This window comes from Oscillospiraceae bacterium MB24-C1 (genome assembly GCA_030913685.1).
In the GTDB taxonomy this organism is placed as follows: Bacteria; Bacillota; Clostridia; order Oscillospirales; family Ruminococcaceae; genus Yanshouia.
On sequence record CP133187.1, the window covers coordinates 1,465,303 to 1,491,876 of the forward strand.

Annotated in this window: 22 protein-coding genes and 1 riboswitch; of the genes, 6 read left to right on the top strand and 16 right to left on the bottom strand. The window is 49.6% G+C overall.

Annotation, left to right across the window (positions count from 1 at the left end; all coding sequences use genetic code 11):
- Nucleotides 1-14: 14 nt before the first annotated feature.
- From RBH76_07010 to RBH76_07065, 12 genes are all read right to left on the bottom strand, one after another.
- Nucleotides 15-1,490, bottom strand: coding sequence for an ABC transporter substrate-binding protein (locus tag RBH76_07010; GenBank protein WMJ85162.1), 1,476 nt, complete (start codon nt 1,488-1,490; stop codon nt 15-17).
- A gap of 3 nt (nt 1,491-1,493) precedes the next feature.
- The gene (locus RBH76_07015; GenBank protein WMJ85163.1) at nt 1,494-2,438 is read right to left on the bottom strand and encodes a sirohydrochlorin cobaltochelatase; all 945 of its coding nucleotides are present in this window, start codon (nt 2,436-2,438) and stop codon (nt 1,494-1,496) included.
- Nucleotides 2,439-2,456: 18 nt separating this feature from the next.
- Complete coding sequence (locus RBH76_07020) at nt 2,457-3,224, bottom strand: ABC transporter ATP-binding protein (protein WMJ85164.1); 768 nt, start codon at nt 3,222-3,224, stop codon at nt 2,457-2,459.
- The gene (locus tag RBH76_07025; protein WMJ85165.1) at nt 3,217-4,278 is read right to left on the bottom strand and encodes an iron ABC transporter permease; all 1,062 of its coding nucleotides are present in this window, start codon (nt 4,276-4,278) and stop codon (nt 3,217-3,219) included. Before RBH76_07025 ends, RBH76_07020 begins: the two co-directional genes overlap by 8 nt.
- 273 nt (nt 4,279-4,551) lie before the next feature.
- Nucleotides 4,552-4,771, bottom strand: a riboswitch (cobalamin riboswitch).
- Nucleotides 4,772-5,145: 374 nt separating this feature from the next.
- Nucleotides 5,146-5,547, bottom strand: coding sequence for an Rrf2 family transcriptional regulator (locus RBH76_07030; GenBank protein ID WMJ85166.1), 402 nt, complete (start codon nt 5,545-5,547; stop codon nt 5,146-5,148).
- 16 nt (nt 5,548-5,563) lie between these two features.
- Entirely contained in the window at nt 5,564-6,643 is a 1,080-nt protein-coding gene (gene rpoD / locus RBH76_07035; protein WMJ85167.1) for an RNA polymerase sigma factor RpoD, read from the bottom strand.
- Between the two features lie 11 nt (nt 6,644-6,654).
- A complete protein-coding gene (gene dnaG, locus RBH76_07040) occupies nt 6,655-8,424 on the bottom strand; it encodes a DNA primase (protein WMJ85168.1) in 1,770 nt (589 codons plus the stop codon).
- A gap of 110 nt (nt 8,425-8,534) precedes the next feature.
- Entirely contained in the window at nt 8,535-9,527 is a 993-nt protein-coding gene (locus tag RBH76_07045; GenBank protein ID WMJ85169.1) for a deoxyguanosinetriphosphate triphosphohydrolase, read from the bottom strand.
- A gap of 131 nt (nt 9,528-9,658) precedes the next feature.
- Nucleotides 9,659-10,285 (bottom strand): YigZ family protein, encoded by a 627-nt coding sequence (locus RBH76_07050; protein ID WMJ85170.1) that lies wholly within the window; start codon nt 10,283-10,285, stop codon nt 9,659-9,661.
- Between the two features lie 239 nt (nt 10,286-10,524).
- Nucleotides 10,525-10,728, bottom strand: coding sequence for a 50S ribosomal protein L31 (gene rpmE, locus RBH76_07055; GenBank protein ID WMJ85171.1), 204 nt, complete (start codon nt 10,726-10,728; stop codon nt 10,525-10,527).
- Nucleotides 10,729-10,884: 156 nt separating this feature from the next.
- Nucleotides 10,885-12,594, bottom strand: coding sequence for a phospho-sugar mutase (locus RBH76_07060; protein ID WMJ82500.1), 1,710 nt, complete (start codon nt 12,592-12,594; stop codon nt 10,885-10,887).
- Between the two features lie 51 nt (nt 12,595-12,645).
- Nucleotides 12,646-13,635 carry an L-lactate dehydrogenase gene (locus tag RBH76_07065; GenBank protein ID WMJ82501.1) on the bottom strand — a complete coding sequence of 330 codons (990 nt, stop codon included), beginning with the start codon at nt 13,633-13,635 and terminating at the stop codon, nt 12,646-12,648.
- A gap of 304 nt (nt 13,636-13,939) precedes the next feature.
- Here RBH76_07065 and RBH76_07070 point away from each other — a divergent pair, with 304 nt between their 5' ends.
- Nucleotides 13,940-15,469, top strand: coding sequence for a YifB family Mg chelatase-like AAA ATPase (locus RBH76_07070; protein WMJ82502.1), 1,530 nt, complete (start codon nt 13,940-13,942; stop codon nt 15,467-15,469).
- A gap of 25 nt (nt 15,470-15,494) precedes the next feature.
- Nucleotides 15,495-16,085 carry a YcxB family protein gene (locus RBH76_07075; protein ID WMJ82503.1) on the top strand — a complete coding sequence of 197 codons (591 nt, stop codon included), beginning with the start codon at nt 15,495-15,497 and terminating at the stop codon, nt 16,083-16,085.
- A 58-nt stretch (nt 16,086-16,143) separates the two neighbouring features.
- Here the strand turns inward: RBH76_07075 and RBH76_07080 are convergent, their stop codons facing one another.
- From RBH76_07080 to thrS, 3 genes are all read right to left on the bottom strand, one after another.
- A complete protein-coding gene (locus tag RBH76_07080) occupies nt 16,144-16,776 on the bottom strand; it encodes a hypothetical protein (protein ID WMJ82504.1) in 633 nt (210 codons plus the stop codon).
- Nucleotides 16,777-16,879: 103 nt separating this feature from the next.
- Nucleotides 16,880-17,650: a hypothetical protein gene (locus RBH76_07085; protein ID WMJ82505.1), complete on the bottom strand. Its 771-nt coding sequence runs from the start codon at nt 17,648-17,650 to the stop codon at nt 16,880-16,882.
- A gap of 147 nt (nt 17,651-17,797) precedes the next feature.
- Nucleotides 17,798-19,735, bottom strand: a complete 1,938-nt coding sequence (thrS, locus tag RBH76_07090) for a threonine--tRNA ligase (protein WMJ82506.1) — start codon at nt 19,733-19,735, stop codon at nt 17,798-17,800.
- Between the two features lie 885 nt (nt 19,736-20,620).
- On the opposite strand from thrS, the gene rny reads away from it, so the two are divergent.
- From rny to RBH76_07110, 4 genes are all read left to right on the top strand, one after another.
- The gene (gene rny / locus RBH76_07095) at nt 20,621-22,168 is read left to right on the top strand and encodes a ribonuclease Y (protein WMJ82507.1); all 1,548 of its coding nucleotides are present in this window, start codon (nt 20,621-20,623) and stop codon (nt 22,166-22,168) included.
- A gap of 335 nt (nt 22,169-22,503) precedes the next feature.
- Nucleotides 22,504-23,760, top strand: coding sequence for a hypothetical protein (locus tag RBH76_07100; GenBank protein WMJ82508.1), 1,257 nt, complete (start codon nt 22,504-22,506; stop codon nt 23,758-23,760).
- A gap of 137 nt (nt 23,761-23,897) precedes the next feature.
- A complete protein-coding gene (locus RBH76_07105; protein WMJ82509.1) occupies nt 23,898-24,506 on the top strand; it encodes a histidine phosphatase family protein in 609 nt (202 codons plus the stop codon).
- A 260-nt stretch (nt 24,507-24,766) separates the two neighbouring features.
- Complete coding sequence (locus tag RBH76_07110) at nt 24,767-25,831, top strand: hypothetical protein (GenBank protein WMJ82510.1); 1,065 nt, start codon at nt 24,767-24,769, stop codon at nt 25,829-25,831.
- 136 nt (nt 25,832-25,967) lie between these two features.
- Here the strand turns inward: RBH76_07110 and RBH76_07115 are convergent, their stop codons facing one another.
- Nucleotides 25,968-26,573, bottom strand: coding sequence for a manganese catalase family protein (locus tag RBH76_07115; GenBank protein WMJ82511.1), 606 nt, complete (start codon nt 26,571-26,573; stop codon nt 25,968-25,970).
- Nucleotide 26,574 lies beyond the last annotated feature (1 nt).

The following is a 26,574-nucleotide window of genomic DNA, read 5'->3' on the forward strand; positions in this document are numbered from 1 at the left end:
CATCTTTAGTTCAATTACACCACCGAATTAGCTAGCGTAGCTTTGAGTGCCGTCAGTATTTCGTTATTGGTCACGGTGCGCTTGGGGTTAAAGTTGCCATCTTCAAGCAAAAAAATGCCCCGGTCGACTAATGTCTGAACTATTCGTGGCTTTTCACATGCGTCAATGTCGTCAACCTCGGTATTGGCCGTGGGCGAGAAATTGCCAACGAGAAACACCGTTTTTGCCAGTTCCTCACGGGTCACCAGTCGGTCGGGATAAAAATACTCCAGTCCGTCGGATGCTTTTTCCCAGTCGATATAACCGCCGTGTACGGCAGTTTCGACTGCATCAAACCCGACATCGTTCCAATGCACATCCTCAAAGAACCCATACGTATGCCCTTTTTGCTCGGTTTCATAATACTTTGAAGAGGGCGGCGTATAAATCGGCAGATGCAGCGCTTTTAACACGATTTCGGCACAGCCCAGCCGCGTAGCGGCATCGTCGTTCTCATAGGCTGAAAGCCCGTCCATCAAATCCGGGTAGAGAAAACGCGCCATCTCGGCGACGCCCTTTTGGAAACGGAACGTCGGCGAATTGATAATCTTGTCGGCAATTAGATAGACCCTGTTTTCTTTTATTGCTTTAATGGTATCGAAGCCGTCTCGCTCGCTGATCGACATCAGGTTGCCCCCGGTATTCATTGCGCCGCGCTGCGAGACATAAACGTCGATATTATCGGCATTTTCCAAGACCTTTTCAATGCCAAACGACGCAAAGGCGCTACCTTTTGCGACGGGCTGTGCATCGACAGCCAGATTGATGCCCCCGGAAAATACGATAGCACGCCCGGGCATCGAGTAAGGCGTAACGGTCCGCAGCTCGTTTTCGGTCGATTCCATAAATACGGTTTTCTTGTCGGTTACCTGCTCAGTAATAGCAACGACGTCGCCAATAGCACCGTAGAAGTCTACCAGGCGCTGCTGCGCAGTCTCTTCGGTGCCGGTGAGGGCGGCCAGTTTTCCGATATAATCTGCAAACTCATCGTAGTCATCGGGGTAAAGCGAGACAACCGGTATCCCTGCGCGTTCAATTTGGGCAATATAGTCCGGTGCCTTGCGGCTGATTAACGGCAGGATCAGCACCAGATCGGGCTGTGCAGCAATAATCTGTTCGGGGTCACCCTTATAATCGTAGGTGGGCAGAAATGTCACTTCAGGCGGATAAATGCTGCTTGTGTATACCCCGATGAGCTTTTCCCCCGCACCGATCTCATAGAGGTTTTCGGTGTGGGCGGAATAAAGCGAAATAATGCGGCTGCACGGAGCGTCAAGCTTAATCTCCCGTCCATCGTCATCGGTGAACTGTATGGCGGAGGTATTGCCAGTTGTAGACCCCTGTGCGGGCTGTGTGGACTGGATCGGAGTTGTACAAGCGGTAAGCGCCGCACAGCACATCAACACCAGTATTGCAGCCATATTCTTTCTAATTGTATTCAAGCTCTTCATTGTTTACTTTCCCAACGCGTCGATGGCATCCTGTGTATGCTCCACGAACATCTTCTGAATGCCGGGGTATTCGCCAAGGCCCTTTATGACGCATTCAACCTCGTAGCCTTCGCCCTTGAACTGGGTCTTCCATGAATCCTCCTCATCGCCTGCCATGTCGTTACAGGCATGGTCACCCGCAACGATCATCAATGGCAGCAGCACCACTTTAGTGGCATCTGTCTTAGCCACCCCGGTCATGACATCCTCCAGCGAGGGAGCCGCCTCCACCGTGCCAATATGGTAATTCTCTGCGTTGCTCATCGCCTTGAGGATACCGTCTAACTTGGCATAGGTTGCATTAGCGGGATGTTCGGTACCGTGGCCCATGAACACAACGGCGGTTTTAACAACGTTATATTGGGTCGTTTCTTCGGTTATGATGTCCGCAAGCTCAGCGTAATCCTTATCACTCGAAAGCAGTGGTTTTCCAATGGAAATCGCATCAAACTTATCGGCGAACGGTGTGATCGCTTCGACCATCTCGTCATATTCAAAACCGTTCATGACATGGGTGGGCTGTACCACAAGCGTTTTTACGCCGTCCGCCACCAGACGGTTCATCGCTTCTTCAACATTGTCGATCTGCTCGTTATCTCGGCTTTTGAGTTTGTTTATAATGATTTGGCTTGTGAAAGCACGGCGCACCTCAAAATCCTTGTAGGCGTCGGCAATGGCCGTTTCCACCGCACCGATGGTCGCTGCACGGGTTTCGTTGTAACTGGTACCAAAGCTCACCACCAGGATGACCTTTTTCCCTGCGTCCGATTCTGACGCACTTTCAGGTGCTGAAACTTCAGGCTCGGCGCTGCCAGATGCCGGAGCCGAAGCCGGTTTGCTATTTGCCCCGCCGCAGGCTGTCATGCCCAACACCAACATTGCTAACAGCATTATACTGATTCGTTTCATTCTTTTTTCCTCTTTTTCTTATATTGTATCGTAAACACAGAGCCCCCTACCGGGGATAATCTCCGCTTTGATACCAAACATATTTTCTAAAAGCGCTGCGGTGAACACGGTTTGCGGGCTGCCATTGGCAACCAGTCTACCCCGATTCAGCGCGACAACACGGTCGCTGTAGTTATAAGCAGTCGAAAGATCATGGTTGATCGCAATGACCGTCAGACCCTTTTGTACAAGCGCCTTTAGAAGTTTATTCATCTTAATCTTGACGGCCGCATCCAGGTCGGACATTGCTTCGTCGAGTAGCAGCAAACGGGGGCGCTGTGCCAAGGCGCGTGCTAACAAAACGCGCTGGTACTCGCCACCGCTCAGGTGTGTGATGGGCTTGTCGGCCAGCGACAGAATATCGGTCTGCGCCATAACACCTTTGATCTGTTCGATGGTCTGTTCATCGACGCGCTCAAATCGCGCACGATGCGGGTGCAGCCCCAGCATCACAAACTCAAAGCAAGTAAAGGGGAAATTTGCTGGGGTATTCTGGGCGATAACGGCAATGCTTTGTGCCCGTTGCAAATCAGAAAGCCCCTCCAGGCGCCCGCCGCAGTAAAGCACTTGACCTGTCAGTGGCGCCAGATAACCGCACAGCAAATGCATCAGCGTCGATTTTCCACTGCCGTTCTCGCCGATAATCGACAGATATTCCCCCTCATCAACCGAAAAAGTCACATCGGACAGCACCTGTTGCGGTCCGTAACAAAACGTGAGATTTTGTGCGCAAATCAATTCAGTCAAGGCGTGCCCCCCCTTGGCGCTTAATAAATAAGTAAATAAAAAACGGGCCGCCCAGTAGCGTGGTGAGTACACCAACCGGCATGTCTCCCCGTCCCAAAAGGCGGGCAAAATTATCGGCTAATCCCAACAACAGCGCGCCGGAAAGCCCCGAAATTGGCATGAGCAATCGGTTATCGGCTGAAAGCCAAAACCGCAGCATATGCGGAACAATTAGGCCGACAAACCCAATGATGCCGCAGACTGAAACACAGACGGCGGTCATAAATGCCCCCAACAGCAGATAAAGAAGCCGGGTGCGGTGCACGTTAACGCCAAGGCTCAATGCCTGCCGTTCGCCGAGACTCATGATGTTTAAGCGGTCGGCAAACCAGACCGCAACGACCGCACAAACGAGTATTACCGGGGCCAAAAGGACGACATCGTCCCAGCTTTTAGCCGAAAGGCTACCCATCAACCAGAATACAATCGCGCTGACATTCTCTCCCGCCATAATCTTGAGAAAACTGATCCCCGAAGAAAAAATAGCACTGACAATCATGCCAGATATAATCATATTACCGGTCACAAGCCCCCCGCCTTTACCCGACAAGTAAATGACAACACGCAGCGTAACCAGTGCGAAGAACAGGCTCGTAGGCGTTACTGGCAGCAGCAGTCCAAAAGTCATGTTGAAAAATAGTGCAAGGCTCGCCCCAAACGCCGCCCCAGTTGAAACGCCCATTGTATAGGGGTCGGCCATCGGATTTTGCAAAATAGACTGAAAAATAACGCCCGACATGCTCAGCGCCATGCCCACCAACATGCCGCACAATATTCGCGGCAGACGAATTTGCCAGATGACGGCTACGGCATTTTCTTGGATATCACCCAACCAGCGGGCATTACCGGTGATTTGCGAGAGAATTATTCTTGCACCGTCCCCAACTGAGATGAACATCGCGCCAGTATTTACCCCAAATAGCAGCAGCAACGTCAGCGCTATAAGCAAGCAAACTGAAAAAACCAGCGCTTTCTTACGCTGTCTGTGATAAAACGCGAGTAAGTCGGCGGTCATAAGATTCCTCCAATATTAACTGATTCAACATATGTTCAAAGCCTCTAGGCTGGCTAGGGAGAAGTCCAGAGAGAAAATAGATCCTTTTTTGTCAAGAGCCTAATGAAATATTATACCTAGCAAAACAAAAAGCCTGCGGTCTTACGACGCAGGCTTTGATAAAAAGGCAAATCAATCCACCCCGGGCCGGAATTTTGCCAGCACGGGAAACAAATGATTTCCGTTTAAACCTTCCGAACGTCCGCAGAAAAGTTTAACCATTGCCCTGTAAAACAGGACAATCAGATCACAGGCAAGTCTTCTGGCTTATGGCCCGCCGACCAGCGGCTTTAGCAGACATCTTCCCGATAATATCAGTGATCGGTTTTTTAAAACCCAGTCTGTCAATTGAGGCCAAATACAGCAACGGCTTTGCGCGGGATTCACACCCGCTTCCTTTTTAACCGGGCGAGTGCAACACGTCGTCCCGGGTACCTGTATCTGGAATATAATGTAGCAGTTAGTGTAACACAATAATTTTGCGAATGCAACCCACACCAGCGGCGTTATTGGGCATTATTGCGGCACAAAGATAATTAAAGCGACAAAATGGAATACAATAAGTTATGTAAAGCTTATTAAATACAATCTGTTGGAAAAATCGTCAAATCCACTTTTTTTCAGCAGTATTTCGTCGTATGATAAGAGCCAATTATACAGCAAATCCAACAGCAATGGTCAATTAAAGCCAAAATCACACATACTATTTGTCATATTGGCTCACAAAAATACAAAAAGTTGACTATTCTCGAGGTATTCGCTTAAAAATCCAAATAATATGTATTTCGCCACAGTTTAGGCGCTTACCTTGGTCACTGCAACGTAACCCTATTCGGCAAACGTCGTTTCGTCCAACTTGGCGCGTACTATCTCAGATATCTCGTCGTACACACGCTGAAAACGGCAATTACCACTGCGGCAAACTGATATGGTACATTTGCAGACGTGTGAAGGGTCTAAGCACCGCGAAAAAGTATACGGCCCTTCAAAAACCTCAATGACCTCCCGAAGCGTAATCTCGCCGGGATCATGTGCCAGCTCATAGCCGCCTTTTGCACCTTTATATGAGCGAACGAGTCCGCTTGAAACCAGCTTATGCAGTATTTTAAGCGTAAACCTTGGTGTCACCCCGGTTTGCTCAGCGATGCTGCCTGCGCCCAGTCTGGCTTCCTGTGTTGAAAGACAATCGACTATACGCACCGCGTAGTCTGATTCAAGGGTAATATGCATGTCCTACTCCTTTTGATTAATCAAGAAAGTCGCGAAGCTTCTTTGAGCGACTCGGGTGACGCAGCTTGCGCAGCGCCTTCGCCTCAATCTGGCGGATACGTTCACGGGTGACATTAAACTCCTTGCCGACCTCTTCAAGCGTTCTCGAACGTCCATCCTCAAGGCCAAAGCGTAAGCGCAGCACCTTTTCCTCGCGGGGGGTCAATGAGTGCAGCACCTCAGAAAGCTGTTCACGCAGCAAAATATGCGAAGCCGCATCGGCCGGTGCGGGGGCGTCGTCATCAGGAATAAAATCACCGAGGTGGCTGTCCTCCTCCTCGCCGATTGGGGTTTCAAGCGAAACCGGCTCCTGCGCAACCCGCATGATCTCACGCACTTTGTCGACTGACATGTCGATCTCTTCTGCAATCTCTTCAGCAGTGGGTTCGTGCCCGTTTTTGTGCAACAGCTGGGACGATACTTTTTTGACCTTATTGATGGTCTCGACCATGTGAACAGGGATTCGGATGGTACGCGCCTGGTCTGCTATGGCGCGGGTGATAGCCTGACGAATCCACCAGGTAGCGTAAGTGGAAAACTTAAATCCCTTCGTGTGGTCAAACTTTTCGACAGCCTTAATAAGGCCGAGGTTACCTTCCTGAATCAAATCCAAAAACTGCATGCCGCGGCCGACATAGCGCTTGGCAATTGAGACAACAAGGCGTAGGTTCGCTTCCGACAAACGTTTGCGCGCCTGCGGGTCACCATTGGACATGCGAACAGCCAGATCCACTTCTTCGTCGCTCGAGAGCAGCGGAACCCTGCCGATTTCCTTGAGATACACCTTGACTGGGTCATCGATGTTGATGCCCTCCACCGTAAGAGTGGCTTCCACCTCTTCTTCGGCGGGCATCGGAAAATCAGTTTCTATAGTCTGTGCATAATTTTCGACAATTTCGACATTGCAGCTTTCGAGCGTTTCGTAAAGCTTTTCAACCTGTTCGACGTCAAAATCCAGCTCCTCAAGCACATCGTTAATTTCGGAGGTGGTCAGCTTGCCCTTTGCCTTTCCTTGTTCTATAAGATCTTTTACGGTGTTTTTTTCCTGCCCTGCCACAGTGTGTCCTCCTATTTTTTATTGGGGTTCTTTTTGGCGGCGATTTCATCAATGAAAGCTTTTAGTTCGTCCTCACTCATCGAGCCCACCTGCTCGCTGGTGCGAAGCTGCTGTTTTTCTTTGATGACCGCAATGTAATCCAATGCGTCGTTAAGTGTATAGCTGTGCTCACGGTTGGTGGCCTGAAGATGCGACAGCCAGTTCATTTGCGCAATCGAAAGCTCGCCCGAAAGACTCATCATATCGATATTACGCCCTTCTTTAAGTCTATTTATCAAAACCAAAAAAATCTCACGGTTTGAATCTGTCACGAACTGTTCCGGCGAAATCTTTTCGGAAACGGTTTTAGCATAATCAGCGTTTTTTAATAGCGCCACAATCAACTTATCCTCGGCCAGTGCATAGCGCAAATTCGCTGCACGCTGGGGATCGTGCTTTTGGTTGGGCGCTTCCTGCGCATATATTTTAAGGCTGGCATCATACTTTTTCTCCTGTCGGCGCACCTCTTTTTTGCGCAGTGCGGTAATTTGCTGCAAAATGGCCTCGCGCGAGACATTCAGCTCCGATGCAATGCGAGTGGTGTAGATATCCGCCTCAATAGCGCTGGGTAAACGAGCCATCAGTGTGCAAAATTCTTTTAAAAAACCAACCTTGCCGTCATCAGTATCAAGCGCAAAGCGATCCTTCAGCCTCAAAATCTGGTATTCGGTGGCGTTGGCGCTGCCTTCTATCAATTGAGAAAAGCGCACGACTCCGAATTTTTTAATATATTCGTCGGGGTCCTTTGCCCCACTCATTGAGAGCACCCGTACCTTGACGCCGGTCTGAGAAAAAAGCTGGTTTGCGCGCTGCGTTGCCTTTTGGCCCGCAACGTCGGCATCATAGGAGATGACAACCTCGGACGTGTATTGCGCAATCAGTCGTGCCTGTTCAGACGTCAGCGCCGTGCCTAGTGTGGCCACTGCGTTGTCAAACCCCGCCTGATGAATAGCGATGGCATCCATATAACCTTCGCACAATATCAGCTGTGGTCGTTTGGTGGCCTTGGCAAAGTTCATGGCAAATAGTCCACGGGACTTTTTAAAGATAATAGTATCTGAACTATTGAGGTATTTGGGCCGTCCATCGCCTAAGACCCGCCCACCAAAACCAATGACTCCACCGCGCAGGTCGATGATGGGAAACATGACGCGATCCCGGAACTGGTCGTAGCTACCACCCTTGTCATTTTTACGGATGACAGCGGCAGCGAGTAATTCGGTCTCAGTAAAGCCCTTTTGAGTCAGATGCTTTTTTAGTGTGTCCCAAGAATCGGGGGCGTAACCTAACCCAAACTTACGAATGATATTCGTCGACAGACCACGCGCCTGAAAATAATCCATAGCACGCTTACCCTCAGTCGAATTAAGCACACTGTTAAAAAAGCGCGCCGCATATCGGTTAAGCTCCAGTATGCGCATTTTAAACTTAGCGGTGCCGTCGTTTTCAACCTCATCCGGTAGCGTCATACCCGCTCGTTCGGCCAAAAAACGCAATGCTTCAACATATTCAAGGTGCTCAGCCATACGCACAAAAGTGACGATGTCGCCGCCGGCACCGCAGCCGAAGCAGTAAAACGAGCCGTTTTCAGGGTACACCACAAAGGAAGGCGTTTTTTCAGAGTGGAACGGACAAAGCCCCGAAAGATTGCGCCCACTGCGCTTGAGATTGGTGTAGCGCGAAACAACCTGTTCAATATCAGAGCGATATTTCAGTTCCTCGATAAAACTTTCCGGAATCATCGCGCACACCCCCTTAACATAAAATCGCGCTTATACGGATTCCTTAAAAACAAAATTCGACCTGGCTATTCGGACGCTCAAAACGTCTTTCGGCTATTCTTATTTTGCTCTTAAAATCCCCACGAACGGGGCACGAAAATGCTTTGATAGATGTTTACGGCATACCCGTCGCTCATACCGGATATGTAATCACACACCACACGGTCGACGTCTACCGTTTCCAGCATGGCGCGATATTCGGGTGGTAGTTGGTCGGCATGTGTAACAAAATGCTTATAAAGCCCCTGCAACATAGCAATAGCTTTGGTTTCTTCGCCTTTGGCAAGCGGGTTTTTATACACTGCCTCAAACATGAAGGCGCGCAATGTGGTGAACGCCTGCTGCGCCGCAGGAGACATGCGGATATCCTCACCGCTGTTGTCGACCAGCGACTGCACAAAGCTGTTGATGCGCTCTGACTTGCTGCGCCCAACCGCGTATTTGACCTGCCACGGAATGTCATTTTCGCTGATGATACCGGCGCGTGCTGCGTCTTCAAAATCATGGTTCATATAGGCGATTTTATCGGCGTAGCGCACCACCCGGCCTTCAAGGGTCTGGGCGTCCGGCCCAGCGGTATGGCAGGCGATGCCGTCCTGAACATCGGTGGTTAAATTTAAACCCTTGCCATCGTTTTCTAAAACGCGCAAAACACGCACGCTTTGCTCCGCATGGCGAAAACCGTGCGGGCAGCACTCGTTGAGCGCATACTCCCCCGCGTGGCCGTAAGGGGTATGTCCCAGATCGTGTCCTAATGCAATCGCTTCGGTGAGATCCTCGTTTAGACGCAGTGCCCGGGCAACGGTACGCGCAATCTGGGAAACTTCCAGCGTGTGTGTTAAACGAGTGCGGTAATGATCCCCCTCGGGTGAGAGAAACACCTGCGTTTTATGCTTTAACCGCCGAAACGCCTTGCTGTGCAGAATGCGGTCACGGTCACGCCCGAAGGCGGTGCGAATCGTGCACGGTTCCATCGGGTGCTCACGCACCGCTTCACTTGATAATTTGGCGAGCGGCGAGAGAATTTCTTTTTCAATTGCCTCAGTCTTTTCTCGAATGGTCATTTACCCCGGTTCCTCCGCTTTTTTAGGTATCATACTAATATTATACCGGCAAAACAAAATAATTCCTGCCGTATGCGTAAGATTTCTTGCAAATTATTGTTTTCTTGCGGTTTCGACCGTTTTCGCGCCATTTATGTCGGCATAGCCGAAAAAACCTCGCCCAGCATCTCAAGCGCAACCGTGGCGCTTGTCGCTTCAGTAAGTGCCTTCTCAAAGACCGCAACCGCCTCAGATTTAAGCCGGACAGTGAGCGTCACCCGCTCACCGAAGTCACTTTCCAGCAGCTGCACCCCGTGTTCAGGCAACAGATGACCTACAACGCCATACTGACCGTAGTCCATTACAATCCGGCAATCGGCACATTGGCACATGGTTATTTGTTTTGCCACAGAGACAGCGAGCGTGGCCCCGTTAGAATAAGCCCGGGTCAGGCCGCCCGCCCCGAGCAGAGTACCACCAAAATAACGTGTCACCGCCACGCACACGTCGGTGAGGTTTGAGCGGCGAATCACCTCCAGCACCGGCTGGCCGCCCGTACCCTGCGGCTCCCCATCGTCGGAATAGCGCTGGGTGTTGCCCGCGCGCAATATGTAAGCATAAACGGTGTGGCGCGCATCGTAATGCAGCTCTTTTCGGCGGGCAATAAAGGCCAGTGCCTCCTCAGCGGTCTGCACCGGCGCTATGGCGCAGATAAAACGCGAGCGCTTTTCGATAAACTCATCCTCGGCCTCTGCCACAACAGTGTTATATTGCGTCAATTTTCTTCCACCTCCGTTATATTTTCTGCGATTTTATCGCAGACGTCTTTGAAGTTGATTTTTACTCCACTTCGGCGGCGTTATCAGCAGGTGTCACCCCTCTATCACACACGTCCTCACCCGGCGAAAATCTCTTCGTTAGTCTCGTCTACTAAAACACAAAAACTATATTAAAACTAAACAAGGCGGATATCGAATAAGGGCGATGCGTGCGCATCGCCCTTATTGTCTGCTTAAAATTACTTATCGCGGCCGAAACGCTTGTTAAAGCGGTCAACACGTCCGCCGGTATCTACCAGCTTCTGCTTGCCGGTAAAGAAAGGATGACATTTTGAGCAGATTTCCACTCTGATATCCTTTTTGGTCGAGCCGGTCTCGATGACCTCGCCACATGCGCAACGAATGGTCGTCGCTTCGTAATGAGGATGAATTCCCTCTTTCACTATTGTCACCTCTTTCAAAAAACCTGTTATAAATGCGTCTATTATAATAACACACCGTTTGTCCAATTGCAAGCATTTTCTGATATTAATATAGAAATTTTTAAAGCCAAAACCCCTTGTTTTCTGCAGCTTTCAGCGTATCACATAAAGAATTTTTTAAAAGCCCAATAGCTTATGAACGGCGGCTGTCAACGTATCACAAATTTCCTCAGCCTGTGTCATGGTTTTGCCCTTGACGATGTAGTAGGTCTTGAGCTTCGGCTCGGTGCCAGAGGGACGAATAACTACCACATTGCCGTCTTCTAGCGTCAGCGACAGCACATCGGAAGTCGGCAGCCCCGTCGGGAAGCGCTGCCCACCTTTGACACAAACACCTGAACGGTAGTCGCAGCAGGTTGCGACATTATAGCCCGCCAGCGCATTTGGCGGTGCTGCAAACAGCTTATCCATAATCTCAGTCATCTGCTTCATCCCGTCGGCTCCAGGGAACATGGTATTGGTCACATGGTTGCAGAAATAACCAAAGCGCTTATGGATATCTTCCATGACGTCGATAAGGGTTTTTCCCGCTTTTTTGTAATAGGCGGCCATCTCGGCGACCAACATGGTCGTAACAACGGCGTCCTTGTCGCGGACATAAGGTCCCGCCAGATAGCCGCAGCTTTCTTCATAGGCGAAGATAAGGCGTGAAAGCTCACCTGCAGCCTCAAGATTTGCGATCTCGGTGCCGATATTCTTAAAGCCGGTCAACACGTCACGCACCTCAATACCATAGCTGTTTGCTACCAGGTCGGTCAGCGTGGTCGTGACGATGGATTTGATCATGACCGGACGCTCGGGCATCGTCTTGTTTACCGTTTTGGCATGCGCAATATATTCGGTGAGCAGCACGCCAACATCGTTGCCACCAAGCTGTACATATTCCCCATTGTGGCGCACAGCCGCACCCACGCGGTCGGCGTCGGGGTCGGTACCGATGAGTAGATCGGCCCCTGTTTCTGCCGCCAGCTTTAAGCCCAGCATCAACGCCTCTTTAAACTCGGGGTTGGGGTAGCGGCAAGTGGGAAAGTTGCCATCCGGCTCAAGCTGTTCTTTGACCAAAATCGGGTCGGTGATACCAATCTCGCTTAAAATACGGCGCACCGGCAGGTTGCCTGCACCATTGAGCGGCGTGTAGACCAGTTTCAAATCCGCCCCTTGTACCGCGTCAGGGAAGCAGCGGCAGGCGCGCACCTCTTCAAAATAGGCGTTGATGGCCGCATCATCCACCGGAACGATTAGCCCTGATTTGACAGCGTCATCATAAGCCATCGTCTTGACGCCGGTGAACAGATCCGTTTTCAGAATACAGTTCAAAATGCCGTCCGCCATATCGCTGGTGATCTGGCAGCCACTCTCATCATATGCCTTATAGCCGTTATACTCCGCGGGGTTGTGGCTGGCGGTAACAACCACGCCAGTGTCGCACCCAAAATAACGCACCGCCCACGAGAGCATGGGTGTGGGCGTCAGCTGTGGATAAAGATACACCTTGACGCCGTTAGCCGCAAAGACGCAAGCCGTTGCTTCGGCAAATAATTTGGATTTATTGCGACTATCATAGGCAATGGCCGCCGAACCGCCCTCTTTATGCTGACGCAGCCAGCTGCAGATGCCCTGCGTCGCCCTTCGCACCGTATAAATGTTCATGCAGTTGGTGCCGGCGCCAATTTTGCCGCGCAGACCCGCAGTACCAAAGGTTAAATCGGTGTAAAACCGCTCGTAGATTTCTGTTTCATTGCCCGCTATCTGGGCAAGCTCCTCAACAAGGTCGCTGTCCTCAAGTTGGGTGTTCTGCCACTGTTTATATCGTGTGAATGCGTCCATTTTCGCTCCCCCTTATATAAATAGGTATATCAACGGCCGGTAGCCATCATTTTACTTTGCAAATCCAGGGCCGGTCTTTGCGTCTCTCATCGTTGCCTGAATAAACGAAATTGAGTCTTTTAGTTTTTCAATTTCCCATGGGTTTAGTTTGACAGGCAACTGCTTTAAAATGCCTTCGCGCCCAATTATGCAGGGCATGCTCAACGCCACGTCACCGTCATGACCATATTGGCCGCGCAGCGTGGTGGAAGCCGGATATACGCTTCTCTCGTCCAGCAAAACGGCCTTTGCCATGGTGATGGCTGACTGCGCAACACCGGCATTGGTCCATCCCTTACCATTGAGCACGTTATAAGCGGCGCTCACCACTAGTGATTTTACCCGCTCGGGATTTTTAATGTCTTCTGCCGTTTCAAAATACTGATCTAATTCATCAAACGGAATGCCGGAAACGTTTAAATGGCTCAAAACAGGGAATGCCGTACCGCCATGTTCGCCCATCATATAGCCAGCCACCGATTTCGGGTCGATTTTGTAGGTATCGGCAACCAGCTTGCGAAGGCGTGCGGAATCAAGCATCGTGCCGGTTCCGAAAACCCGCCCGGCCGGGTAACCAAATTCATTTTCGGCAATGTAAACCATCGTATCTAGCGGATTTGTGATCAGGATGACGATGGCTTCTTTCGTATATTTTGTGATGCCCGCCATCACCTCGCGAATGACCTCGCAGTTCGTTGTTGTGAGCAGCGCACGATCCGGTTCGCCTTTTGGGTCATTCGGGTTAGGAATGATGCTGGGGCCGGCAGCTACGATAATCACATCGGCATCGGTGCACTGTTCATAGCCCCCGCTTTTGACATCAACATTATTCATATAGGTTAGAGCCGTTGCCTGCGCCTGATCGAGCGCTTCACCGTAGGCGACGTTTTCTAAAATATCAATAACACCGATTTGCGCAAACAAACCGGTTTTCATCGCGTCCGCCAAAACGTATGAACCAACATGACCAACACCGACAACGACCAGCTTATTTCTGTGCATAGACCCATCTCCTAAAAATATCATATTGCAAACAGACTTTCTGTCGCTTTATATATCACCTTTGCTATTGAAAGGCGTAATAATCATTATTGTAACGGCATTCAAGCTTGCGGGAGAGCTGCTCGGATCAAGCCCGCCACCGCAATTAGCTATCCCATTTTGAAGTGCTAACGTTATCATAATGTGTGAGACCCGGCTTTGTCAATGCCGATGAATCCGGTTGGTAGCAAAGCGGCTTTCACCGTTGTATTTTTAAGATAATAACGTTATAATAAAAACACTTGAAGTCAAGGGAGGATCCGGCATGCTCGCAAAGGTGCATAGCTTTGGACTTAATGGCATTGACGCTTATCTTGTAACGGTGGAAGCCGACCTTTCGCGCGGGTTACCTGCTTTTGAGGTTGTCGGTCTGCCTGATGCCGCGGTGAAAGAAGCCCGTGACCGAGTGCGCTCGGCGATTAAAAACGCCGGGATGCAGTTTCCAACTTCACGAATTGTTTTAAATTTGGCCCCTGCAGACACGAAGAAGAGCGGCACCGCTTATGACCTCGCCATTTTTCTCGCGCTGCTCAATGCCTCCGGGGCACTTGAGGCCGACTTAAGCGGCATAGGCTTTCTCGGTGAATTGTCGCTAGGTGGCGAGCTTCGGCCGCTTTCTGGCGTGCTGCCGATGATTCTAAGTGCTAGGTCGCTGGGGCTGCGTCAGGTCATTATTCCGTTTGACAACGCAGCGGAAGGGGCTATCGCACAGGATATTGAAGTGTATGCCGCAAAAAATGTCACTGAGGTTTTAAAGCATCTGCGAAAAGAAACACAACTGCCGCTGTGCACCGCCCTGGATTTCTCCACCCAGCCTTTATCCGGTCCCATCCCGGATTATGCCGAGGTGCGCGGTCAATATGAGGCTAAACGCGCGTTGACCGTAGCGGCGGCGGGACTGCATAACCTTTTGCTCATTGGGCCGCCCGGCTCTGGCAAGAGCATGCTGGCGCGTCGGCTACCCTCGATCCTGCCCGACATGACCTATGATGAGCAGGTGGCAGTCACCAAGCTGCATTCGGTTGCCGGTACGCTGCCAAAGGGCATGGGGCTAGTGCAGGAGCGGCCGTTTCGTTCGCCGCACCACTCGGTTTCGGCGGCGGGTATGACCGGCGGTGGCAGTGTACCAAAGCCCGGCGAAGTATCGCTCTCACACAACGGCGTACTTTTTTTGGACGAGCTACCGGAGTTTTTGCGACCCGTCATGGAAGGGTTGCGCCAGCCGCTGGAAGATCACGAAGTGACCATCTCGCGCGTGGGTGCCCGCATCACCTACCCCAGCCAGTTTATGCTGGTCGCCGCTATGAACCCCTGCCCTTGCGGATTTTATGGGCATCCAACCAAACCGTGCAACTGCACCCCTGCCGCCATCAGTCGCTATCTCGGCAAAGTAAGCGGCCCGCTTTTAGACCGCATCGACATTCACCTTGAGGTACCTGCCATTGACTACGAAAGTCTGACCGGTAAAGCGCCGGGTGAAAGCTCCGCCATGCTGCGACAGCGGGTGGCCGGTGCCAGACGCCGCCAGCTTGACCGATTTGAAGGCCGAGGCATCACCTCAAACTGTGCCATTCCGCGTGCGATGCTTGAGGAGTTTTGCCCACTCACTCAGGATGCCGAGCAGCTATTGAAGGTTGCATTTGAACGGCTTGGCCTCTCGGCGCGCGGGTATGACCGCATTTTAAAGGTGTCACGCACTATCGCCGATCTGGATAACTGCGAAACCATAGACGCCAGCCATGTTTCCGAGGCCATCCAGTACCGCACACTGGACAGAAAATATTGGAACCGTTAAAAGAAAGTAATAAGGAGCCTACCATATGAACGACCTCGTCTTTACCTATGCCCCTTCAATAGCCAATTACCGATCGGCGGTTTATTTTGCGGCTGTTACCCGGCACCGCATTGGTTTTCGTATTTTTGCACTTTCAGCCATTGTTGCCGCCATCTGTACAGCTGGATCCTACCTCGGGTTAATGCCGGTATTTATGCTGCCAGCCTATATTTTCCTTGGCTATCTGGTTTGGGCCATCATTCTCTGCGCGCAGATTGAATACGGTATTTTGAAGTATTCAAAGAATAAAGAAAGCATACTGTCCAAAGACATTACCTTGACCTTTGCGCGCGGCACCCTTAAAATCGACACGCCACACAATGGCAAAAGCTCGACCATAAAGCTTTCTGATATGTTTTTGGGATTTGAGCTGAGCAACATGTTTTTGCTTTATCTCGATGGTGCGCAGTCAATTATGCTACCGCACCGGGCCATCACCCCACAGCAGCGCGCCGAGGTGCGCGAGCTTTTGCAGGATAATCTACATGACCGCTTTTCCACGCGGTTTGGCTATGGTGCAACAGCGGCAAAAATTAAGCTGAAACCTTTAAACGGAAAAAAACGCGGATTTTTTTAATAAAATGATTAAAAAGCGCTTAAGGCGGAGGTATTATAACCGCTTCAAGCGCTTTTAACTATTTAATTGTGAAATTGCCCGTTATTTCAAAATGAGAATCCATTCCCTCAACCCGTGGGTAGATGTTTTTTAGAAGGCGGTATTCTCCGGGCTGCAATGCTGTGGTAAATTCATCCTGATAAATTACAAAATCGAGCGGCGCGTCCCCCTGCGGTTCGACAAGGCAGGCCCATTCGAGCCACATGCGCTCCTTGCCCTCTTCATTTTGAAGATCAATCCATTCGTTATTTATATAATATTGAAAAGTATAATCTGCGCCGAAAGAGATCTGATAGGAGCTGTTATTGACGATCGTGGTGGTCGCTGCTTCGCCGAATTTTACTTCCGTTGGCATGCGCAAAACCACACTGGAGCTGTCGGCTTTAATGATCTGGGCAGGTGACTGCTGTGAGGATACATCAGATGTGACAGGCAGGTTTTCTTCCGGTTCAGAAATACTGGACGCAGGCTCCTGCGCCGACGTGTCGTTTCCACGAGTAGGCAGTTCTACCGCGCTGCTGGGATCTTCTGTCACACTACTAGGCACATTTTTAACACCGCTATCAGTCACAGGAGCACTTACATCTTGTGCACAAGCGGCAACCCCTACGACAACCAGCAAGAACATCATTATTATGCAAAGCTTTTTCATAACCCTTCTCCTTTTAATAAAATTGGTACCACTGTGGGGCAATAAGCTAAACTTAACTGGTCAAAGCTATACATCGCCACATGAGGCATCATTCAAAACATATTTAAAAGCCACCAACTGCTTTTACCCCACCGATGACTGATTCCGCTGTCGCCAGAAAAGTGTCGCTGTCAATCTCGGGGAACCACAAAATAAAATCGTAGCCGTCGCGCTGCCAACGGGCGAGCGCTTTGCCGTTTTCTGTAGACGAAAGCTCCGCCGTCACATCTCCGAACCGCTTAAATGTCTGTGTATCAAAGCTTACGCCATATAACCCACTGATATCTTCGCCGGTATTTTTCGCACAGCGTAGCATGCCCTCCACGCCATCGGCTGTACGCACATCAAGCTGCGCGACCTTTCCCGAAATCAACCAGACGCCGTCCGTACTGATTGTTTCAGGCATCCCTTCCAAAGCAAAGCCTGCGACAAACCTAAAATCTGGCGTGTCAAACGCAATCATCGGATTCGGCAGTTGAGCCTGATTAAGGTGCGCCACCAGTTTAGAACAACCGTAAATCTGAGCCGGATAGCTCAAAGCAATTGGGCCGCTATAAGTGATATCCACCCTTAACCCCACCGCAAGCGATGGCACTGAAAGAACATTGCCCTTGGCATCGGTGATCTCGGCGTCGGTAAGTCCTATCGAAATAAGATCGGCGCTTTTGCGCTCTGATGTTTCTTCAGCGGGGCGCACCAACACCGATGTTTCGTCCACCCGCATAACCGTGGCAGAAAAAGTGGCTTTATCATCCTTTTGATGACAGCCCAGCAGCAAAAACGTGGCAAGCATCACTAAAACCACTGCCACAATGGGCTTTTTAATGGGTCTCATTCGTTAAAATCCTCTTTTCAAGCTGTTATATTCGCTGCTTTATCAGTGCTGAAATTCCATATAAATATTGCATAGGTTGGATAGATTATGCTAAAAAGCCGCCGGATAAGGAAAGTTATTCCTTATCCGGCGGCTTTATTCTTGAGTTTATTTTGCCTTAGATTCCACCTCAGCAACGGCGGCCGAGATAAATTCCTCAACCGGCATGGTGCCTTTGTCACCCTCCTTGCGGGAACGTACTGCCACGCCACCGGCTTCAATCTCTTTCTCGCCGATAACCAGCATGTAGGGGATCTTCTCTAGCTGGGCTTCGCGGATCTTATAGCCGATCTTCTCACGGCGCTCGTCGACCGTTACGCGCAACCCCTTAGCGCGTAGTTTTTTGGCCACATCATTGGCATAAGCGCTTTGATTATCACCAATGGGCAGGATGCGAATCTGTTCGGGCGAAAGCCACATTGGAAGCGCGCCGGCATATTTTTCAAGCAGCAACGCAATGGTGCGCTCGTAGCAGCCCAACGAAGTGCGGTGAATGATATAGGGGTATTTCTTTTCGCCGTCGGCGTCGATATAGGTCATATTGAACTGGCGCGCCAGCATAAGGTCTATCTGGACGGTGCAGAGCGTATCCTCTTTGCCGTGCACGTTTTTGATCTGAACATCGAGCTTGGGGCCGTAAAATGCCGCTTCGCCAACCGCTTCGGTATACTTCATTCCCATATGGTCAAGAATACCGCGCATCAGCCCCTCAGACTCGTTCCACATCTCAGGCGTTCCGATATATTTTTCGGTGTCGTTCGGATCCCATTTAGAAAGACGATAGGTTAAATCGTCGATCAAGCCAATATCAGTCATGATCTCCTGAATCAGCCGAACGCAGGAGCGGAATTCCTCCTCAAGCTGCTCGGGGCGAAGAACCAGATGTCCTTCAGAAATGGTAAACTGTCGTACACGAATCAGACCGTGCATCTCACCAGAGGCTTCGTTTCTAAACAGTGTCGAAGTCTCGCCATAGCGAATGGGTAAGTCACGGTAAGAGTGCATATCATTGAGGTAAACCTGATACTGAAACGGGCAGGTCATGGGGCGCAGCGCGAATACTTCCTTATCCTTCTCCTCGTCACCCAACACAAACATGCCATCCTTGTAATGATCCCAGTGGCCTGAGAGCTTATACAGGTCGGACTTTGCCATCAGCGGCGTGCGAGTCATCACATAGCCGTATTCATATTCCTCTTTATCCTGTACATAGCGGTTTAAAATCTGGAACAGCTTAGCACCCTTGGGCATCAGATGTGGCAGGCCTTGACCGACATAGTCGGAAGTGCAGAAATATTTGAGCTGTCGGCCGATGATGTTGTGATCGCGCTTTTTTGCTTCCTCAACGGCGGCGAGGTACGCCTCAAGTGCGCTCTTTTTCGGGAAAGCCGTACCATAAACACGACAGAGCATTTTGTTTTTCTCACTACCACGCCAGTAGGCACCCGTACAGGCAGTTAGCTTGATGGCCTTGACCGGGCCGGTGCTCATCAGGTGGGGGCCAGCGCAGAGATCGACAAAATCGCCCTGCACATAGAAGCTGATCTTCTCACCCTTACCGGCGTGCTCATTGATCAACTCAACCTTATAAGGCTGGTCTTTCATCTTTTCCAACGCATCGGGTACATCTAACTCTAGCTTTTCAAGCGGAATATCTTCTTTGACGATTTTGGCCATCTCGGCCTCAATTGCAGAAAGTTGTTCCGGCGTAAAAGAAGTCGGCACGTCAAAATCGTAGTAAAAGCCGTTGTCAACCGCGGGGCCGATGGCAAACTTCGCCCCGGGGAACAGCCTTTGAACCGCCTGTGCCAGAATGTGTGACGCAGTATGCCAGAACGCCTTTTTACCATCTACATCATCAAAGGTCAATATTTCCACCGAGCAATCGGCCACAACGGGGGTACGCAGGTCGCAAACCTTTCCATCAACTTTTGCTGCACAGGCCGCCTTAGCCAAGCCTGCACCAAGCGCAGCCGCTATCTGGGCTATGGTCGTTCCCTGGTCAAACTCTTTTACAACATCGCCTTTTAAAGAAATCTTTACCATAAATAGTTTTCCTCTCTTTCTCGGTTTTCATCGCTGTCCGAATACAAAAAAGCTCCACCCCAGCACGGGGTGAAGCATTATAATAGGTAACTCCACGGTTCCACCCGAATTGCATCTACTCGCCCGTCAGGGCAAAAAGACACCACTCTGCCGACTGTTAACGCTGTCAATGCGGCGAACTTGGGGCCAACGCCTTAATTTCGCACTCAGGGGTGGTAGCACAGTTACAAAAATCCACAAAGACCGCTTTCAGCCCAACGACGGTCTATCTCTGATATGTTTTTTGTGGGCCTCCCCGTCAAAGGTTTGTTTGGATGAAGCTTTGCCTTGATACTATCACTGTGTTCTTCGCTTGTCAACAGATTTTCAGCCAATACGTCGCTTTTCCTGCAAAACGCCACCTTCCATACTTAATTCTGGGCGATGTATCGGCATATTTATGGCGGATATAATGTATATTTTGCCAAACCATGAAATTTGCAAACCGATAAAATCAAAAGATATTTAGAGAGTATTATTTCCCTGGGCGGCAAATCTATTTAGCGCGCTTACAGGCTTTTTTATTAGGCTGACTTCAAAAGTAGTCTTTTGTCACCCTTAAATTGATCTTTTTCTCTCTATAACACTTGTTATTATTGTGCAACACGTCATAAAAACAGAGCATTTACAAAATATCGCAATCGTCCAGCCGATTAGTTACAGCTTTGTCCGATAGAGTCCGCTTATACCACTTTTTTATATTTTCCTTTGGTTGATCAGGTTTTGTGTTTAAAATTTCTTGACAGAAATCTAATAAAAATGTAAAATATTTTTGGCTGTTTATACAGTCAGCGCATTACACAGGCGCCCAAAATATAAAAGAGCGAAAGGAGGATTTTTTATTTCATGTTGCCCTATGTAATATGCGGTTTCATTGCATTTGTAATCGGTGCTGTTATTGCCTTTCCCGCAGGCGTTAATTATAGAAAGAATGTAGCAGAAAAGGAACTCGGCACAGCCGAGACTGAAGCAAAACGTATCGTTAGTGAAGCAATAAAATCAGCGGAAAGTAAAAAGAAAGAAGCCCTTGTCGAAGCTAAAGACGAAATTTTCAAACTCAAAACCGAGGCCGAGCGCGAGATCAAAGAGCGGCGCACCGAGGTTTCGCGGCTGGAGCGCCGCGTGCAGCACAAGGAGGAGACGATCGACAAGAAGGTCGACAATCTCGATAAGAAAGAAGAAGCCCTTCAGGCCAAACTTAAATCTGCCGAGCAGAAACTTGAGGAGGCTGAGCTGGTCAAAAAAAGCCAGTTTGAAATGCTGGAGAAAGTCTCCGGGTTTACCATTGAGCAGGCCAAGGACTATCTGCTTAAAAACCTTGAGGGTGAGCTAACCCACGAAAAGGCTCTGCGAATTTCACAGATGGAGGCTCGTCTGAAAGAGGAAGCCGACGTCAAGGCCCGCAACATCATTTCGCTGGCAATTCAGCGTTGCGCGGCAGATCAAGTGGTGGAGACTACTGTATCGGTTGTGCCGCTGCCCTCCGACGAGATGAAAGGTCGCATTATCGGCCGAGAAGGTCGCAACATTCGTGCGCTTGAGACACTCACCGGCGTCGATCTCATCATTGATGACACGCCCGAGGCCATTACGCTCTCGAGCCACGACCCTGTCAAGCGCGAAATCGCGCGTATTGCTCTGGAGCGCCTGATCAACGACGGGCGTATCCATCCCGCCCGTATCGAAGAGATGGTGGACAAGGCACGTAAAGAGGTTGAAACCAAGATTAAGCAAGATGGCGAACGCGTCGTTCTCGAAACATCCGTTGGTTCGTTGCATCCCGAGCTTGTTCGATTGCTGGGTAGAATGCGTTATCGCTCCAGCTACGGCCAGAACGTTTTGGTGCATTCCACTGAAGTCGCTTACATCTCTGGCATGATCGCCGCCGAAATCGGTGCCGACGTCACCGTCGCCCGCCGAGCCGGTCTGCTTCATGACATCGGTAAATCCATGACCCACGAAATTGAAGGCTCCCACGTCGCCATCGGCGTCGACCTTGCCAAGAAATACAAGGAGTCCCCCGAGGTTATCCACGCAATTGAGGCGCATCACAACGATGTTGAGCCGCGCACCGTGATCGCTTGTATTGTACAGGCGGCCGACGCCATCTCAGCTGCGCGCCCCGGCGCACGCCGCGAAAACCTCGAAAATTATGTCAAGCGTCTTGAAAAGCTTGAGGAAATTGCAACTTCCTTCAACGGTGTTGAAAAATGTTATGCCGTCCAAGCAGGACGCGAAGTGCGCGTGATGCTCAAGCCCGAGGTTGTGGATGACGATGGCATGATCATTATCGCTCGTGACATTGTCAAAAAAATCGAAGAAGAGTTGGACTATCCGGGCCAAATCAAGGTGCATGTCGTTCGCGAGACCCGCGCAATTGAATACGCGAAATAGTAATATCCTAACCTTTACCGACGGGCGAATTTATCGCCCGTCGATTTTTTAAGACTATTCTTACTGTAAAATAACTGGCTAATCGCTATGACCAATACCAATCATTACATTTACATTTTTGATAAACAGCATTTTTCCTTCTCGAAATAAAATTTCTATCCCCCAGAGCTTTGTTACCAGTTTGTAATTATGTGGCCTTATTTTTCTCAAATTACTTACAATTTTCATTAAAAAGGTATTGCAATTGGAAAATGTGTGTGTTATACTTCTTACAAGAACTGGTGCTTGGGTTGGAGAGCCCCGGCATCAGAAAAATTTAAGGAGGATTTCATTTTATGAAGAAGTTTTTTGCACTTGCAATGGCTGCTGCCATGATTGCAAGCATGTCCGCTACTTCGTTCGCGGCGGATATCATTACCGGCACTCCCGATGGTCCTTTCACTAAGAAAACCGACGATGGCAAACTTTATTATCCAGTCGTAGCCATGCACGGTCCTTTCTCTTATGACGCCGACGATAAGGTGCTCACGGATGAGACTGTTGAGTATGGCGAAACCGCTTACTATGCACTCCTTCAGAGCGACATTGATTCAAAAGGCAATCCAAGCGGCGACAAGTCTCTTGTCACTGAGTCCGAGGTTGTCAGCAACCTGAAGGTTAAGCCCAAGTGGGAAGAGGGCTCCAAGCTCGTCAAGAGTGTTTCTATCGTTAAGAAGAAGGTCACCAACGAAGAAAGTGCAACCGGCGACAATACCGGTAGATACTACAAGTATGGTTCAGATGGCAAACCTACTACTGCCTCTGAAAATGAGTACAATAGCGGCGATGCTTTTATGTATGCTGATGAGCTGTTTAGTGACAATTACGACTACGAGAAGCCTGAAGCTGGCAAGTCAACCAGCGGTAACTACTACTACTTCCTCGCTATTGCGATGGAGTCTACTACCTCCACCGCTGACACCGACGTTATCGGCACCCTGACCCTGAGCAAGTCCAAGGCTCCCAAGATTGACGATCTTGAGCTGGATATCAGCCTCAACGTCGACTGGGCAAACTCCTACCGTTCTAGCACCAGCTATGTCATCGATGGCAGCAGCTCCCCCGAGCTTGAGGACGAGACCTACTACTCCCTGAAGTTCGACTATGACGATGAGACCGACCTTGAGTTCGAAGACGGTTCTATCTTCACCGTTGACGTTTCTGGCCAGGGCAAATTGCTCGTATACTATGATACCGATTTCAAATCCAAGGTTGCTTCCAAGTATCCTCTTGCTGAGCTCAATTTCTGGAATGGCAACGGCGCAAAGTTCAACCGTGTAGGCGAGATGTTCCTTGCTTGCGATGAAGACTATGCTCAGTTCCTCTATCAGCTCAATGCTGACGGCACCCTCTCTGAGGTTCCCGGCGCTGAGTTCGACAAGTATGACGAGGGCTTCTACTTTAATACTCGTGTATTGGGCACCTATGTCATCTCCGACATGGACCTTGAGCTCGAGGACACCACCGTCGAGACTCCCACTGTTGAGACTCCCGACGTTCCCACCACCCCCGTTCCCCCTGTTACCAACCCCTCCACTGGTGCAGTTGCCTAAGTAAAGGGTTGTAACTAATTAGTTAAATGTTTAAGGCCGTCGCCCTCCTCTCCAGAGTGGCGGCGGCTTTTTTCTGTTTATTTTACATGCAGATGTGAACTCATTTTATAGAAGTATGCATCGAAAGGAAAAGGAATATGAATTTCCCTCTTACACTTTTATTGGTACGTCATTCTATAACCGCCGGAAATCTTGCTGGTCAATACATAGGAAGTACTGACCAGCCCCTCTGCAGCGAGGGTATTGAACTTGCTCACGTTGCTGCCCGTTCTATGCCATCGGTGCTTCGAGTTTACTGCAGTCCTATGCTCCGCTGCCGTCAAACAGCCGCGCTTTTATACCCAAACCATGTTCTGCGTGAGGTAACTGACCTACGCGAGGCAGATTTCGGAATATGCGAAGGCAAAACATATGCCCAGCTTGCTGCTGACCCCTATTACCGGGAATGGATCACGTCATCAGGCGCACTGCCTCCCCCGGGTGGTGAGGGTGCTGAACATTTTTCAAATCGCTGCGTTGCTGCCTTTCGCGGTATTTTAGATGAGTTGGTTTGCGATAATATTTCGAGAGCCGCCTGTGTTATCCACGGAGGAAGCATTATGGCAATAATGGCCGCTCTCGCCAGCCCTAAGCGTCAATTTTATGACTGGCGCGTAGAAAACTGTTGCGGTTTCATCGTCAGCGCCGATCCTCAAACAGGACAATTAATGTTAGTTGAAGAATTGTGTATTAATTGCCAAACTTAAAACCACTGCCAACATTATTGCATTTTTGTAATTTCTTAGCGAAAAATAATTACAAAATTATAACAAACCTGTTGCATTCATGGATAAGATATGCTATGATGTTTACAGTAATCTTCCAATAGAGGGTTACTTAACCGCAAAACAAGGTTAACGTTTACTTTCTCTCTTTTTGGCCTTGTTTTACACACATATGATTTTTCTACCGGTGTTGGAGAGCGTCGGCTGAAAGATATGAAACTTAATTTAGGAGGAATATTCCAATGAAAAAGACATTTGCTCTTGTTCTGGCTGTTGCAATGGTTATGAGCCTGGCTGCAGTTTCTTTTGCGGCGGATCATAACAATGATCTTTTTGATCTCGTAGGCCCCTTTAAGTATGACGGCGATATCGACTCTGGCAAAGGCGCTATGAAGGACGCTACCCTTGAGTATGGTAAGGCTGCTTACTGGCAGATTCTGTACTCCGGCGCTGCTGTTGAAGATTACAAACATGTAGAGAAGCTCAAGGTTAAGGCTAAGTGGGAAATGGGCTCCGATCTTGTTGACGGTCTTTCTATCGTCAAGAAGCGCGTTGCTGCTGGCAGTGACGGCACCAAATACAACAACTCTTCCGTAACTGTTCCCGCTGATTTTGAGTTCGCTACCTCCGGCTATGCATATTTCGTAGAAGTTAAGGTCAAAGCCAAGGACACCACCTCTGATTCTGACATCATTGGTACTCTGACCTTCAACAAGAAGAATAGCGACGACTCTTATTACGAGTTTGATGATCACGACGAGGACATCACCGCTAACGTTTTCTATGACAAGAACTATCTGGATTACCCTGTCTACGAGGTAACTGGCGATGTTGACAACCTCAAGTATGATACCAAGTATCTGCTCAAGTTCAACTATGACGATGAAGTAGAGCTTTCCTTTGGCAACACCAAGGGCGGCGACAACGAAGGCATCTTCACTGTTGACGTATCCGGCCAGGGCAAGATCCTGTTCCAGTACAACACCAACGTTGACGAAGCTATTGCTGATGCTAACCCCGGCGCAACTATGAAGTTCATCAACTTCAACAATGCTAAGTTTAACCGTACTGGTGAGTTCATGTATGAGATGGAAGATGGCGCTTATGCTTACCAGATCGTTGATGGCAAGCTGACCGCTATTCCTGGTTGCGACTACGACGAGTCTGACGAGGCCTTCTACTTCAACACCCGCGTTCTCGGTTCCTATGTCTTCTCTGACGTAGAGCTCGTCGACGCTCCTGCTGTTGTTGAGGTTCCTGACGTTGAGGCTCCCGTTGAGAACCCCACCACTGGCGCTGCTGCGTAAGTAGTACGTTTTAAACGGAACACTGCCGTAAGGCAGATTAAAAAAGCCGCTCTCCTCTCCGGAGCGGCTTTTTCTTTTGCCCAAAAACTGTTTACTTGCCCAAAAGAGTGTTGGCCAGTTTTTCTAAAGAATTATTTTACCGGCACGCTTTGTCAAAAGCCGGATTAAAGGCATAAAAGTTTCTTGAATCTAACTGTTCAGTCACCATACGTAGCGCTTCTCCAAATCTTTGGAAGTGAACAATTTCGCGTTCGCGTAAAAACACAATCGGGGCGCGAACATCGGGGTCATCAACCAGGCGCAGAATATTGTCATAGGTTGTTCTAGCCTTTTGCTCTGCAGCCATATCTTCGCTTAAATCAGTAATTGGATCGCCTTTTGACTGAAACGCCAAGGCATTAAAAGGATCTCCCGCAGAGGAACAAGGGTAAACACCGAGCGTATGCTCTATGTAATATGGCATAAAGCCTGCTTCTTCAAGTTGTTGGGCATTCAAATTTTTGGTCAGCTGGTGAACAATCGCACTAATCATTTCAAGATGCGCAAGCTCTTCGGTGCCGATATCAGTTAGCAGCCCGGCCACGGTACGGTGCGGCATGGTATAACGCTGAGAAATATAGCGCATAGAGGCACCTAGCTCACCGTCGGGCCCGCCGTATTGCGTGATTATTGCCTGTGCCAATTTGGGGTTGGGATTTGTAATGCGAACAGGGAATTGCAACCGCTTTTCATAACTCCACATA